At 64.1% G+C, this 14,084-nt stretch carries 13 protein-coding genes; 8 read left to right on the plus strand and 5 right to left on the minus strand.

The window, feature by feature from the left end:
- Positions 1 to 73 precede the first annotated feature (73 nt).
- From NR193_RS23610 to NR193_RS23620, 3 genes are all read left to right on the plus strand, one after another.
- Positions 74 to 1,129 carry a succinylglutamate desuccinylase/aspartoacylase family protein gene (locus NR193_RS23610; protein ID WP_256753158.1) on the plus strand — a complete coding sequence of 352 codons (1,056 nt, stop codon included), beginning with the start codon at positions 74 to 76 and terminating at the stop codon, positions 1,127 to 1,129.
- Between the two features lie 247 nt (positions 1,130 to 1,376).
- The gene (locus NR193_RS23615; RefSeq protein ID WP_256753159.1) at positions 1,377 to 3,566 is read left to right on the plus strand and encodes an anthranilate synthase; all 2,190 of its coding nucleotides are present in this window, start codon (positions 1,377 to 1,379) and stop codon (positions 3,564 to 3,566) included.
- Between the two features lie 5 nt (positions 3,567 to 3,571).
- Complete coding sequence (locus NR193_RS23620; RefSeq protein ID WP_306280440.1) at positions 3,572 to 4,519, plus strand: cation diffusion facilitator family transporter; 948 nt, start codon at positions 3,572 to 3,574, stop codon at positions 4,517 to 4,519.
- Positions 4,520 to 4,636: 117 nt separating this feature from the next.
- Here NR193_RS23620 and NR193_RS23625 read toward each other — a convergent pair whose 3' ends face one another.
- Positions 4,637 to 5,746 (minus strand): hypothetical protein, encoded by a 1,110-nt coding sequence (locus NR193_RS23625; RefSeq protein ID WP_256753160.1) that lies wholly within the window; start codon positions 5,744 to 5,746, stop codon positions 4,637 to 4,639.
- Positions 5,747 to 5,846: 100 nt separating this feature from the next.
- On the opposite strand from NR193_RS23625, the gene NR193_RS23630 reads away from it, so the two are divergent.
- From NR193_RS23630 to NR193_RS23645, 4 genes are all read left to right on the plus strand, one after another.
- Positions 5,847 to 6,284 carry a DsrE family protein gene (locus tag NR193_RS23630; protein ID WP_256753161.1) on the plus strand — a complete coding sequence of 146 codons (438 nt, stop codon included), beginning with the start codon at positions 5,847 to 5,849 and terminating at the stop codon, positions 6,282 to 6,284.
- Between the two features lie 61 nt (positions 6,285 to 6,345).
- Positions 6,346 to 7,128 (plus strand): SDR family oxidoreductase, encoded by a 783-nt coding sequence (locus NR193_RS23635; RefSeq protein ID WP_256753162.1) that lies wholly within the window; start codon positions 6,346 to 6,348, stop codon positions 7,126 to 7,128.
- A 63-nt stretch (positions 7,129 to 7,191) separates the two neighbouring features.
- Complete coding sequence (locus tag NR193_RS23640) at positions 7,192 to 7,500, plus strand: putative quinol monooxygenase (RefSeq protein WP_256753163.1); 309 nt, start codon at positions 7,192 to 7,194, stop codon at positions 7,498 to 7,500.
- A gap of 229 nt (positions 7,501 to 7,729) precedes the next feature.
- Entirely contained in the window at positions 7,730 to 8,830 is a 1,101-nt protein-coding gene (locus NR193_RS23645; protein WP_256753164.1) for an AbrB family transcriptional regulator, read from the plus strand.
- Between the two features lie 22 nt (positions 8,831 to 8,852).
- Here the strand turns inward: NR193_RS23645 and NR193_RS23650 are convergent, their stop codons facing one another.
- The gene (locus NR193_RS23650; protein WP_256753165.1) at positions 8,853 to 9,740 is read right to left on the minus strand and encodes a LysR family transcriptional regulator; all 888 of its coding nucleotides are present in this window, start codon (positions 9,738 to 9,740) and stop codon (positions 8,853 to 8,855) included.
- Positions 9,741 to 9,887: 147 nt separating this feature from the next.
- Between NR193_RS23650 and NR193_RS23655 the strand changes: the two genes are divergently transcribed.
- The gene (locus NR193_RS23655; protein WP_256753166.1) at positions 9,888 to 11,420 is read left to right on the plus strand and encodes an MFS transporter; all 1,533 of its coding nucleotides are present in this window, start codon (positions 9,888 to 9,890) and stop codon (positions 11,418 to 11,420) included.
- Positions 11,421 to 11,422: 2 nt separating this feature from the next.
- On the opposite strand, the gene NR193_RS23660 is transcribed toward NR193_RS23655, so the two are convergent.
- The 3 genes from NR193_RS23660 to NR193_RS23670 are packed head-to-tail and all read right to left on the minus strand — an operon-like array spanning position 11,423 to position 13,684.
- A complete protein-coding gene (locus NR193_RS23660) occupies positions 11,423 to 11,737 on the minus strand; it encodes a nuclear transport factor 2 family protein (protein ID WP_256753167.1) in 315 nt (104 codons plus the stop codon).
- Positions 11,737 to 12,513 (minus strand): esterase family protein, encoded by a 777-nt coding sequence (locus NR193_RS23665; RefSeq protein WP_256753168.1) that lies wholly within the window; start codon positions 12,511 to 12,513, stop codon positions 11,737 to 11,739. The genes NR193_RS23660 and NR193_RS23665 overlap by 1 nt, the downstream gene beginning before the upstream one ends.
- A gap of 4 nt (positions 12,514 to 12,517) precedes the next feature.
- Positions 12,518 to 13,684 (minus strand): ATP-grasp domain-containing protein, encoded by a 1,167-nt coding sequence (locus NR193_RS23670; protein WP_256753169.1) that lies wholly within the window; start codon positions 13,682 to 13,684, stop codon positions 12,518 to 12,520.
- Between the last annotated feature and the right edge of the window lie 400 nt (positions 13,685 to 14,084).

Consider the following 14,084-nt stretch of genomic DNA (forward strand, 5'->3'; position numbering starts at 1 on the left):
ATTGCGTCAAAACAAAGAGCTAGAGCAGGTCGCCGTTTCCATGAAACGGTGAACTGCTCTAATGGAGAAAGTCATGCAGAAATCGATCGAACGCCTCGCCGGCGAAAGCGAAGGCGTTTCCTACGAATTCCCGGTGTTCCGCTTTGGCGGTGCCGACAAGGCCGCCCCATCCGCCTATCTGCAGGCCGCACTCCATGCCGGCGAACTGCCGGGCGTCGTCGCCATCGACGCGCTGATGCCGATGCTCAGCAAGGCCGAGGCCGAGGGCCGCGTCAAGGGCAACATCACCATCGTGCCCTGGGCCAACCCGATCGGCCGGGCGCAATATCATTTCGGCGAACACCAGGGCCGCTTCCATCTGGGCACCCGCGCCAACTTCAACCGCGGCTTTCCGCTGCTCGCCGCGCCCGATACCGCGCTTTTGCCCCACACCGCCCTTGGTTCGGCCGACCAGCGGCTGAAGAACCGGTTGCTGCAGCTTTCGCTCGGCCACGATATAGTGCTCGACCTGCATTGCGACGACGAGGGTCTCGCCTATCTCTACGTCCACACCAGCCTGTGGCCGGCCATGGCCGATTGCGCCGCCGCCATGGGCGTCGATGCGGTCGTGCTATGGAGCGAAGACACGGACGGCACCTTCGAGGGCGCCTCGATCATGCCCTACCAGAACGTTCCCGCCGATGTGGCCAAGCTCGACCGTCGCGTCGCCACGACGGTCGAATATCGCGGCATCCTCGATGTCGATGGCGCCCTCGCCACCGCCGACGCCGAAGGGCTCTACAGGCTGCTGGTGGCGCGTGGCGTGATCGCCGATAGTGCCCTGCCCGCGCCCGGTCCTTTCACCGGCGTCGTTGCGCCACTAGAGAACATCGACATGATGCCCTCGCCACGGGCTGGCGCGGTGCTCTACGACGTGAAGCCCGGCGACCGCGTCGCCAGGGGCACGCGGCTCGCCACCATCGTCCATGCGCCGGGCGAAGCCGACGGCCGCACGGAAGTGTTCGCGCCCCAGGACGGCCTCATCCTGACCCGCCGCTCGCGCCGCATCATCCGCGCCGGCGAGGACCTCTTGAAACTGGTCGGCGACAGGAAGAGCGCCGACGCAAGGTCGGGGACGCTGGAGGACTGAACTTCACCACCTTCATGGAATCCAGTTGCGCGGCTGTTCAATCGCCGCTATGGGAATCCGCATGAACATGCGTTCGACCAAGACCATTTGGTGGTGGGCCTGCTGACAGCGGCCTGTTCGAACGCGTGCGCGTGAAAATAGAGGGTGGCCGCAACGGAAAGTCCGGGCGGCCATTTGTTTTTTCAAGCCATTCCCGGGTCCGTTGCCCCAAGAAGCTGACATACCCAAGACGCTGATGGAGACGGCAATGACGATGAAGATTCTGGAAAACGGCGCTGAGAGCTTCGTGACGGCGGGCGGCATAACCATCATCCGCGAGCGCCACGACCGGCCTTATGAGGGCGCGATCGACAGCTATGTCGATGGCTTGAATTCGCGCCGGGGCGCGGTGTTTTCCTCGAACTACGAATATCCCGGCCGCTACACGCGCTGGGACACGGCCATCATCGATCCGCCGCTGGTGATCTCGGCGCGCGGCCGCGCCATGCGCATCGAGGCGCTGAACAGCCGTGGCGAGGTGCTGTTACCGGTCATCGGCAAGGCGCTGGGAAACCTCTCCGATGTCACCATCGCCGAGACGTCGGAGAAACTGATCCGCCTCGACGTCGCCAAACCCGGCCGTGTCTTCACCGAGGAGGAGCGCAGCCGCGTTCCGTCGGTCTTTACCGTGCTGCGCGCCATCACTGCCCTGTTCAAGACCGAGGAAGACGCCAATCTTGGTCTCTACGGCGCCTTCGGCTACGACCTCGCCTTCCAGTTCGACCCGGTCGACTACAAGCTCGAGCGCAAGCAAAGCCAGCGCGACCTTGTGCTGTTCCTGCCCGACGAGATTCTGGTCGTCGACCACTATTCGGCCAAGGCCTGGACCGATCGTTACGACTATGCGGGCGAAGGTTTTTCGACCGAAGGCCTGCCGCGCGACGAAATCGCCGAGCCGTTCCAGATTGCCGACCGCATCCCGCCGCGCGGCGACCACGAGCCGGGCGAATATGCCAATCTGGTGCGCCGCGCCATGGAGAGCTTCAAGCGCGGCGACCTGTTCGAGGTCGTGCCCGGCCAGATGTTCTACGAGCGTTGCGAGACGCAGCCGTCCGAGATTTCGCGCAAGCTGAAGTCGATCAACCCCTCGCCCTATTCCTTCTTCATCAATCTGGGCGAGGGCGAATATCTGATCGGCGCCTCGCCGGAAATGTTCGTGCGCGTCAATGGCCGCCGTGTCGAGACCTGCCCGATCTCGGGCACCATCAAGCGCGGCGACGATGCCATCTCCGACTCAGAGCAGATCCTGAAGCTGCTCAACTCGAAAAAGGACGAATCCGAGCTCACCATGTGCTCGGACGTCGACCGCAACGACAAGTCGCGGGTCTGTGAGCCGGGTTCGGTGCGCGTCATCGGCCGCCGCCAGATCGAGATGTACTCGCGCCTGATCCACACCGTGGACCACATCGAGGGCCGCTTGCGCGAAGGCATGGACGCCTTCGACGCTTTCCTGTCGCATGCCTGGGCGGTCACCGTCACCGGCGCGCCGAAACTATGGGCCATGCGCTTCATCGAGCAGAACGAGAAGAGCCCGCGCGCCTGGTATGGCGGCGCGATCGGCATGGTCAACTTCAACGGCGACATGAACACTGGTCTCACCCTGCGCACCATCCGCATCAAGGACGGCATCGCCGAAGTGCGCGCCGGTGCCACATTGCTCTTCGACAGCATTCCCGAGGAAGAAGAAGCCGAAACCGAACTGAAGGCATCCGCCATGCTCTCCGCCATCCGCGACGCAAAAGCAGGCAATTCCGCCAGCACCGAGCGCACCACCGCGCGCGTCGGCGACGGCGTCAACATCCTGCTCGTCGACCACGAGGACAGTTTCGTCCACACGCTGGCCAACTATTTCCGCCAGACCGGCGCCAATGTCTCGACCGTGCGCTCCCCGGTTCCGGAGGAGGTCTTCGACCGGCTGAAGCCCGACCTCGTCGTGCTGTCGCCCGGCCCCGGCACGCCGAAGGATTTCGACTGCGCCGCCACCATCAAGAAGGCGCGTGCCCGCGACCTGCCGATCTTCGGCGTCTGCCTTGGCCTGCAGGCCCTGGCCGAGGCCTATGGCGGTGAACTCAGGCAACTGCACATACCGATGCACGGCAAGCCGTCGCGCATCCGCGTCTCCAAGCCGGGCATCATCTTCTCCGGCCTGCCCAAGGAAGTCACCGTCGGCCGCTACCACTCGATCTTCGCCGACCCGGTGCGCCTGCCCGACGATTTCATCGTCACGGCCGAGACCGAGGACGGCATCATCATGGCTTTCGAGCACCGCAAGGAGCCGATCGCCGCGGTGCAGTTCCACCCGGAATCGATCATGACGCTCGGCCACAATGCCGGCATGCGCATCATCGAGAACATCGTCGCCCACCTGCCGCGCAAGGCCAAGGAAAAGGCCGCCTGACGTCGATGGCCGAAACCGAAAGCACGATGGCGATCGCGGCCAAGGCCGCAGCGAAGCGCAAGGTCGCCAACCTTGCCTTCTGGTCGATCGTGGTCGCCTTTGTCGTGCTCGGCCTGAAGCTTGCCGCCTGGTACGTCACCGGCTCCGTCGCGCTCTATTCGGACGCGCTGGAATCGATCGTCAACGTCATTGCCTCGGTCGCCGCCTTCTGGGCGATCCAGGTCAGCCACAAGCCGGCCGACCAGGATCATCCCTTCGGCCATCACAAGGCCGAGTATTTCTCGGCCGTGCTGGAAGGCGTGCTGATCGTGCTCGCCGCCCTTTTGATCCTCAACGAGGTCTGGCGCTCCTGGCAGGCGCCCTCGCCGCTCGAACAGCCGTGGAAAGGCCTTGCCGTCAACGGCGTCGCCACCGTCATCAACGCCTTCTGGGCCTGGACGCTGATCCGCGCTGGCAGGGCGGAGAAATCGCCGGCGCTGGTCGCCGACGGCAATCACATCATGACCGACGTCGTCACCTCGATCGGCGTCTTTGGCGGTCTGGTCGGGGCGATATTGACCGGCTGGCAGATCCTCGATCCGGCACTCGCCGTCATCGTGGCGCTGAACATCCTGTGGCAAGGTTGGCACGTGATCGGCTCGTCGATGAACGGCCTGATGGACCGCGCCGTCGACACGCAGGCGCACATGCGCATCCGCGACGTCATCTCGGCCAATTGCAAGGGCGCGCTCGAGGTCCACGACCTGAAGACGCGCATCGCCGGCCGCGCCACCTTCATCGAGTTCCATCTGGTCGTCGATGCCGACATGACGGTCGGCGCCAGCCACGTCATCTGCGACCGCATCGAGGATGCGCTGAAGGCCGAGATCCCCTCGGTCCGCGTCACCATCCACGTCGAGCCCGACGACGAGGCGAAGCTGCCGAAAGGCACGACGGCGGTGCCCTTCGCCTGACGCGATCCTCCGTTCCGACCTTGGAAAATTAGCCGAAGCCTCTCGACTTCGTTATCCACGGGCGGAGCAGGAGCGAAGCTCTGTGGCGGAGACCCGAGGATGACGAAGCGCCGGTGCTCAAGGCGCGCAGGCCGATTGCGGCATCGGCTGCAGCCGGTAGACCTTGTCGTCGGATTTCGTCTTGCCGTCGGCGGCCTTCGAACACAGATCGACGATCGCCAGGCTGCTGTTGGGATTGGCCAGCATCATCGTGCCGTCGGCGCCGCGCTTGAGGAAGATCTCCTTCTGCGCGATGTCGCAGGAGAAATCGCTCATCTTCGAACTTGCCGCGCAGCGCCACTGGTCGGCCTCGCCCTGGCAGGAATAGGTCTGCGTGACCTTGCCCGACTTCTGCCGCGTGGTAACCGAGACGGCGATATCGGCGCCGTCGGGCCAGTTGGAGGCATCCCCACCCGAAGCGAAGGACGCCAGTTCCACCGGCCCGCGGAAGACCCGGATCGACTGCGTCAGCTGGTTGGGATGCGAACCGAGATGCGCTGCGTCATAGTCGCGGCCGTAGCAGAACGCCTGGTCGGGCTTCAACCGTTCGCGCAGCGGGGGCCCGAGCGCCGGATCGATCGGATCGATGCGCGCGAACTCCGCCTTGCAGGTTGCGGCCGGCATCGGGTCGAGGCGGAAATTGTCGTCCTCCTTGCCCAGCGCCTGCCTGTCATATTCGGCCGTGCCGAGTTCTTCCTCCGAACCGGCGTCGAGATAGACATCGGGCTGCAGGTCGGACAGCAGCAACCGTCCCTTGTCGTCGACCTTCAGCGACGCAAGCGTGCGGTCGCAGTCCATGCCGCAATGGATGGGACCGGTCTTGCCGTCCTCGGATTCATGGTTGCACCAGCCGCCGGCCCATTGTGGCGCCTTGGCGCCGCGCACGGTGGTGGCGACGAAGGCATTGTAGGACGTGTCGGAAGGGGCCGGTTCCTCGTTCGGGCGGCTTACCGGATCATGACCGTAGTAAAAGAAAATCCGCGCCACCTTCTGGTGCGGATGCGCCTTCAGATGGGCGGCATCATAGACGCGGCCGAAACAGGCATCGGCGCCGTTCGGGCTGAGTTCGGTGAGCTTGAGCGCATCATCAGCCAAGGCCGAGCCGGCAAGCACACCAAGCAGCACGGCGCCAAATCCGGCGCGCGCAACTGTCTTCCATTCCGGAAACGCCCATCCCCTTAACGCCATGTAGCCTCTCCTCGCATCGACAGGACGCGACGTCATTTTATGCTAGTATTGCGGCCGCAGCCACGCAATTCGCGGTGGCCGCCAAGCGGAGGAGGATGCGATGCGCCGGCGCGATATGTTCCGTGCGGTTCTTGCCGGAACCGGAGCGTTTTTCGGCCTGCGCGTGGTGCAGGCAGCGGCCACGGAGCCCGCCAGGCAGAAGGTCGCCTACCACCTCAGCGATCTCGACAAGGTCAATTTTGTCCTCGGCAACATCAACAACCACTATGACGGCACCGGCGGCAATGTCGACATCGTGCTGGTCGTGCATGGTCCAGCCCTTGCCGCCTTCAAGTCGAAAGGCATATCGGCCGCGGTCTCCGGCCGCTTCGCCGGCCTGGTGCGGCAGGGGCTCGAGCCGCAGGCCTGCGCCAACACCATGCAAGGCATGGACATTTCGCTCGCCGACCTGCTCGCCGGTTTCCACGCCGCCGACAAGGGCGGCGTCGTCAAGCTCGCCGAACTGCAAGGCCAAGGCTACGCCTATCTGCGCCCGTGAGGCTTGAACATCCTGGGGGCAAAGGCCTACGAAGGACGGCAACCATCCCGGAGGAACAGCCGTGCCAGCCACCACCACCCTCAGCATCCCAGATCTTGCCGGCAAGGCGGTGTTGGTCACCGGTGCGTCGACCGGCATCGGGGCGGCACTCGCGCTGGCCTATGCCGAGCAGAAATCCAGGGTGGCGCTGCACTACAATTCCAGCCGCGAAGCCGCCGAGAAGCTCGGCAAGACGATTGCCGAGAAGGGCGGCGAGGTGTTTCTCGTCCAGGGTGACTTTTCCGTTCCCGCCGATGTCGAACGTGTCGTCGAGGACAGCGCGCGGCATTTCGGCCGCCTCGATGGGCTGGTCAACAACGCCGGCGGCATGCTTGGCCGCGTGCCCTATGCCGAGCAGACCGAAGCGCATTACGACGCGGTGATGGACCTCAATGCGCGATCGGTGCTGACGGCCTCGCGCAAGGCGATGCCATGGCTGAAGAAACAAGGCGGCTTCATCATCAACACCTCGTCGATCGCCGCCCGCAACGGCGCTGCCGGCGGCGCCGGGCTGTATGGTTCGGCCAAGGCGTTCGTCTCCAATGTCACGCGCGGCATGGCCAAGGAACTGATCGGCTTCGGCATCCGCGTCAACGCGGTGGCGCCGGGCGTCATACTCACACCCTTCCATGAGCGCTATTCGACCGAGGAGCAGATAAGGGGCATGGTCGCCACCATTCCCCAGGGCCGCGCCGGCACCGCGCAGGATTGCGTCGGCGCCTATCTGTTCCTCTCTTCCGATCTTCTGAGCGGCTACATCACCGGCCAGGTGATCGAGGTGAACGGCGGCCAGTTGATGCCTTGAGCGGCGGCCTGCATACTGGCGATCTTCGTATTCTTGTCGAAAACCTTGAAGGGAGACAATGGAATGTACGGACTGATCGGCAAGATGCGGGCGGCGCGCGGCCAGCGTGACGCGGTCATGGACCTCCTGCGCGCCAGCACCGGTGCCCTGCCGGGTTGCCTGAGCTATATCATCGCCCGCGACCCCGCCGATGCCGATGCGATCTGGGTCACCGAAGTGTGGACCGACGCCGAAAGCCACAAGGCCTCGCTGCAGCTTCCCGAAGTCCAGGCGGCGATCGCCAAGGCGCGGCCGTTCATCGCCGGCTTTGAATTCCAGGTCGAAACCCACCCAGTCGGCGGCTTCGGGCTGGCCGACGGCAAAACCGGCTAGAGCCCGAAAAGTGGAAACCGGTTTTCGGAAAAAATAAAGAGCAACTCCAGGAAAAGTTTGAAACGGTTTTCCCGGGAAGAGCGCACAGCGCTTTCCCTTGGGAATTGCGTCCAGACAAAGAGATGGCGCGGTTCTGCGTTTCCGCGAAACGATGAACCGCTCCAACGCAGGCATCCTTTTTCGGCGCGGCGGGGTTCGCATCGTCCCGCTTCGAGTCTAAGACCAAAACATGGATTCCTCGGCCGAGCAGCCCCCCGACCAGCCCGCTATCGAGCGCATGGCGCGCCTGCACAAGCTCTGGCAATGGCTGGCCCTGCTGATCGTCTCGACGCTGTTTGCCGGTGCGCTGGAACTCGCCGCGCTCCCGGCGGCGTTGCTGATCGGACCGATGCTGGCGGCGATCGTCGCCGGCACCAACGGCGCCAGGGTGCGCGTGCCGCGGCTTCTGTTCGGCGCCGCCCAGGCAGTCGTCGGCTGCCTCGTCGCTGCTTCGATCTCGGCCGGCATCTTTCCCGTTTTCTACCGGGAATGGCCGCTGTTCCTCGGTGTGGTGATTGCCACCATCACAGCCTCCAGCCTGCTTGGTTGGCTGATCAGCCGCTGGCGCATCCTGCCCGGCAGCACCGCCGTCTGGGGCTCGTCGCCAGGTGCCTCCACCGCCATGGTGCTGATGGCCGGTGCCTTCGGCGCCGACCAGCGCCTCGTCGCCTTCATGCAATATCTGCGCGTCATCTTCGTTTCGATGACGGCGGCTCTCGTTGCCAAGATGTGGGTCGACACGTCAGGCGTTGAAATCCCCGCCATCATCTGGTTTCCGCCGATCGATCCGCATGCCTTCGCCGCCACCATCGGCATCGCGCTTGTTGGCGGCCTTTCGGGAAAACTGCTCAGGCTGCCCTCCCCCTTCTTCCTCGGCACCTTCATCCTCGGCTCCATCATCCATCTCGGCCTTGGCGTGGAAATGCAGTTGCCGCCATGGCTGCTGGCCATCAGCTATGCCTTGGTCGGCTGGTCGATCGGCCTGAACTTCACCCGGCCGATCTTGCGCCATGCGGCACGCGCCTTGCCACAGATCATCGCCTCGATCGTGGCCTTGATCGCCTTCTGCGGCGGCCTCGCCTTCATGATCAGCCATCTGCTCGGCATCGATCCCCTGACCGCCTATCTGGCGACCAGCCCCGGCGGCATGGACAGCATCGCCATCATCGCCGCCGCCGCGCACAACGTCGACATCTCCTTCGTCATGGCATTGCAATCGGCACGCTTCCTGATCGTGCTGCTCGTCGGCCCGAGCGTGGCGCGGCTGGTGGCGAGGAACGTGAGGGAGTGAAAGGCCGCCCGACCGGGTTGCGCTACCGCCCTTCAGCAAGCCGCTCAGGAAGGAAATCGACGAACACGCGAACCTTCGGCGACAAATGGCGATTGGAGGGCCACAGCATCCGGAACTGGCCACGCCCATCGACATGATCATCGAGGACGGTGCGCAGCCTGCCGTCGTGCAGCGCCTCGCGCACCAGGAAATCGGGCATGCAGCCGATGCCGAGGCCGGCGATGGTGGCGCCCTTCAACGCTTCCATGTTGTTGCAGGTCAGCCTCGAGCGGATCCGCGGTTCGGCGCCACCGGCAATGAACGGCCAGTCGAGCAACCTGCCGCTGTTGAGAAAGCGGAAGTTTATGCCGAAATGCCTGATGAGATCCGCCGGCACGCCGGGAGTGCCGTGGCGGTCGAGGTAGGAGGCCGCCGCGCACAGCAGCATACGAAAGGGCGCAACGGGTCTCGACACCAATCGTGAATCGGGCAGTTCGCCACTGCGGATCGCGACATCGATGCCTTCGTCGATCACGTCGACTATGCGATCGTTGAAATCGATATCAAGCTCGATCTCGGGATAGCGCTCCATGAACTCCGACAGCACCGGCAGCAGCAGGTGATAGGTGACAATCGGGGTCGAGACGCGCAGCCGTCCGTGCGGCGTCTCGCGTGTCCGCGACAGCATCGCCTCGGCATCGTCGATGTCGTCGAGGATGCGGCGCACCCGCTCGTTGAACAGTCCGCCCTCCTCGGTCAGTCCGATCCGCCGCGTGCTGCGCTGCAGGAGCCGCACCCCAAGCTCCTGTTCGAGCCGGGCGACGCTCTTGCCGACAGCGGAAGCCGAGATGCCCAGTGCTCGGCCGGCGGCGACGAAACTGCCGAGCTCGGCGGTGCGGGCAAAGGCCATCAGGCCGCTGAGACGATCCATTGCATCAATCCATTCGAGCGTTTCAGTCCGGTATATCTGGAGATAAAATACCATTTTTCCGCAAATGTCGTCGACCTATCTTGTCGTTGGGACCGGCGCTGCCACTGAGCGGAATGCCGGCGGATTGTGCTTCAGATAGGAAAATCCATGACCTTGAAGACGAGAAACGGCTCGGCCGAGAGATGGCTCGTGCTCTTGTCGGTATGCCTTGCCGCGATGACGATGCCCTTGACCTTCACCGGCCCGGCCGTCGCGCTCTCCCGCGTCGCGGCCGATCTCGGCGGCAGCCCGATCGCGCTCAACTGGGTGACGAACGCCTTCATGCTGACCTTCGGCGCCAGCCTGATGGCGGCCGGAGCGCTGGCCGACAACCACGGCCGCAAGCGGATTTTCCTCTCTGGCCTCTGCCTCTATGTCGCTGCATCACTGGGCGCGATGCTGGCGCCCGACATCGTCTGGTTCGACATGTTCAGGGCGGCGCAAGGGATCGGCAGTGCCTTGGCCTTCGCCGGCGGCGCCTCGGCGCTTGCCCAGGAATTCGAAGGACCGCTGCGGCTGCGCGCCTTCAGTTTTCTCGGCACCAGTTTCGGCATCGGACTCGCCTTCGGCCCGATCGCCTCCGGCCTGCTCATCTCCGCATTTGGCTGGCGGTCGATCTTTGTCCTGGTCGCGGCGCTCGCGATCGCGGCCGCGGCGCTGGGCCTGCGCACCATCAGGGAATCGCGCGACCCGGATGCGACCGGCCTCGACTGGGCGGGAGCCGGCACTTTCACCGTCGCGCTGGCTTCGCTGACTTATGGTGTCTTGCAGGCGCCGCAGAGTGGTTGGGCCGATCCCCTCGTCATCGCCCTGCTTGCAGCGGCCGTCCTCTTCTTCGCCGCATTCGTGATCGTCGAGCGGCGTGTGCGGCGGCCGATGCTCGATCTCACTTTGTTTCGCTTTCCCCGCTTCGTTGGCGTCCAGTTCCTGGCAGCGGCGCCCGCCTATGGCTTCGTCGTCCTGCTCGTGCTCTTGCCGATCCGCTTCATCGGCATCGAAGGGATGAGTGAGATCAAGGCCGGGCAATTGATGATCTGCCTCTCGGGGCCATTGCTGATCCTGCCCCTGCTCGCCGGCCAGCTGGCGCGCTGGGTCGCGCCGGCCACAATCTGCGGCGCGGGCCTACTCATCGCCGCCGCCGGTCTTGGCTGGCTGAGCCTGACACCACCGGTCGACATCGCGCTGGTGGCGCCTCTGATGTTGATCGGCGTCGGCATCGCTCTGCCTTGGGGGCTGATGGACGGGCTTGCCGTCACCGTCGTGCCGAGGGAACGCGCCGGCATGGCGGTCGGCATTTTCAACACCACCCGCGTCGCTTGCGAGGGCGTGGCGCTGGCCATCGTCATGGCGACCCTGTCGGGCTTCGCCGCGGCACAACTCGCCGCTCAGGGAACGACTTCCAGGGATGCGGCCGCGGCGGCGCGGTTTCTGGTGACCGGCAGCCTCGGTGAAACGGCGCAACATTTGCCGGCGACCAATACCACCGTTCTGGTCCATGCCTACGAAACGGCATTCGACAGGCTGCTGATCGTGCTGGCGGCCATCACCATCATGACTGCCCTTGTCGTCTTCCTCGGCCTGCGTCGAGGATCGGCAGCGGAACAGGATGCTGTCCCTCTTCCTGTGTGCCAGGAAGGGTAACGTCAGGCGATGACGAGGCTCGCTATGCGATCGCCGTCCAGCGTAAAGGTCATGTCGCCCTCGCCGTTGAAGCCGTTGCCTGTGACGGCGATGTGGACGCGGTAGCTGCCTTCCACCGCCGTGATGCGGACGATGCGAAGATGGGACTTCACGCCGATATTGTCCGACTGGTTCCAGCGCGCGATCTGCTCGCGGCCCTGGAACGATCGCCCCCAGTCGCTCAGGAAAGCGTCGGCAGTAAAGCTGTCGAGAAAGGCTTCGGTGTCGCCTGCATTGGTTGCCTCGACAAAGCGGCGGATGGGTTCTGGTGTGGTCATCAGTCAAGCCTGTGCATCAGGTCGTCATCAAGCCAGCGGCCGAAGAAATAGACCAGTTGCTTGTGCCACCACGGCCAGTCATGGCTGACATCGCCGCCCCAATAGTCGACCCAGGCGGGAATGGACTTGTCGCGCAGGATCTGTTCCAGCTTGCGCGTCTCGACCAGCATCCGCTCTTCCCACGCGCCTTGCCCGCAGCAGAAGATCAGCCGCAGCGCCTTCAGGCGGCCAAGCAGCTTCTGGTCGACGATGCCGGGCAGATAGTCGAGCGGCGAATTGTAGAAGATGTCGCCGTCCAGCACCTTGCCGAAGAAGTCGCGGGCCGAATAGACGCCGGACAGCGCGATGACGCCGCTGGCCAGTTCCGGAAAACGAAAAACGAAGTTCGACGAGTGATAGGCGCCCATCGAGCAGCCTGAGAACAGTGGCTTCAGCTTGCGCCCGCCATTGGCTTGCGCGGCCGTGGACAGGAACTCCGGCAGTGCCTCCTCGCGCACATAGCGGAAATAGGCCTCGTGACGGGCGATGCGATGCGCGGCCTCGGAATGCTTGTCGAAGAAGGACTCCGAATCGATGCCGTCGACCGTGAATAGCTGGATACGGCCGGTGTCGATGAACTCGGCCAGCGCGCCCACTCCGCCCGAATCCTCGAACTGGTAGAACCGTCCTTGCGAGGTGGGGAACACCACCACCGGCCGGCCGGCATGGCCATAGCGCTTGTATTCCATGTCACGGCCGAGATTGCCCGAGAAATTCTTGTGATAGGATATGTCCATCGCCTCACGCCTTTTCCGCGTGGATGTAGGCGACCGCCTCGCGCAGCGCCGCCGCGTCCTTCGAGCGCATCTGATAGGCGTAATTTCCCATGGCGCGGCTGAAAACCTCTTCGATGGCCTGATGGTGGACGATCTTGTCGCGGTGCGCCGCTAGCACGTCCTCATGGCTGTGCAAATAGTGGAGGTGGCGCTTGCGGCTGGCGTAAGCGGTGAAATACTTGCCTTCGTAGGGGCCGCCGGCGGCGTCCTTGACCACCATGTCGGCCCAGGCCGCATAGACGTCGATGTCGAACGTGTAGTTGATCGCATCGGTCATCCAGGCGCCGGGCGGTCGCATGTTGACCTCCAGCGCGATGACGCGGTCGTCCCTGGTCTCGAACAGCTCGATGTGGAAGAAGCGCTCGCGCACGTCGAATGCCTTCAGGATCTTGCGGCCAGCCTCCTCGACGGCCGGGCTGATCCTGGGAAAGCAGGTGTAGCTCATGTGGCGGTCCTTGTTGACCACCTCCATGACGCTCTGGTCGTAACGGTGGCTGGCGGCCAGCACCACCTCTCCGTCGCGGTTGACCAGCCCGTCGAACGTCACCACCAGCCCCTCGATGAACTGTTCCATGACGAAGGTCACATCCTCGGGCTTGTCCCTGAAGAACTGGTCGAGTTCCTTGGCGTTGGAGATCTTGAAGGTGTTCGAGGCGCCTGAGCCGGAGTCGGGCTTGACCACCACCGGATAGCCGACGCGGCGGATGAAGGTCATCGCCCCGGTTCGGTCGGAGCATTTGCGCTGCGCGATGGTGTCCACCCCGCTCTTGCGGAAGAAGGCGCGCATGCGGCTCTTGCGTTTCAGGTTCTTCACGAAATCGAGTTTGGTGCCGTAGATGTTGAAGTCGGTGCGGATGTTGGCTTCCAGCTCCAGCCAATGCTCGTTGAGCGATTCAAAACGGTCGATGCGGCCCCATTTGTGGATGAAATGACCCATCGCCCGGAACACCGGCTCATAGTCCTCCATGTCGGCGACACGGTAGTATTCGGAAAGCGCTGCCTTCAGTTTGCCGTCCAGCGCGTCGTAGGGTGCGTCGCCGATGCCGAGCACCGTGGCCCCGGCCTTCTTCAGCCGATCGCAGAAATCGGCGCCGTTGGTGGGAAAATGCGGCGAGAAGAACACGAAATTCATGGATGACCCCTCCCGACGACAGGACATCGCGGCCCCATCGACGTCCAAGTCTGGCGCATTTGCAGCGTGTGGGGAAGACCACCGGCGTTGGGGACATTGCTCGACAAACGCTGGCCCGCGATGCGGTCCCACTTGCCTCTCACGAGCCGCTCCTGTATGAGAGCCGCCATGAACACGCGCGCCACCAACGCTACCCGTCCGACCGGTTTTTCCGGCGAGACCGTGCGCGCGCTCACTTCCACCCTGCTTCTTCTCGGCCTTATCGGCGATCGCCGGGTTCGCTGAAGGAGCGCCCGGCGGTCGAACCGCCGCGCAAGCGCATGCTCCTTGGCACTCACATCAAGCGAACGAAAATCTGGTAAAGGCGCCACTCGCCAGCAATCCGTCTGAAGGCGGATCC

This window comes from Mesorhizobium sp. Mes31, from assembly GCF_024519675.1.
Taxonomy (GTDB): domain Bacteria; phylum Pseudomonadota; class Alphaproteobacteria; order Rhizobiales; family Rhizobiaceae; genus Mesorhizobium.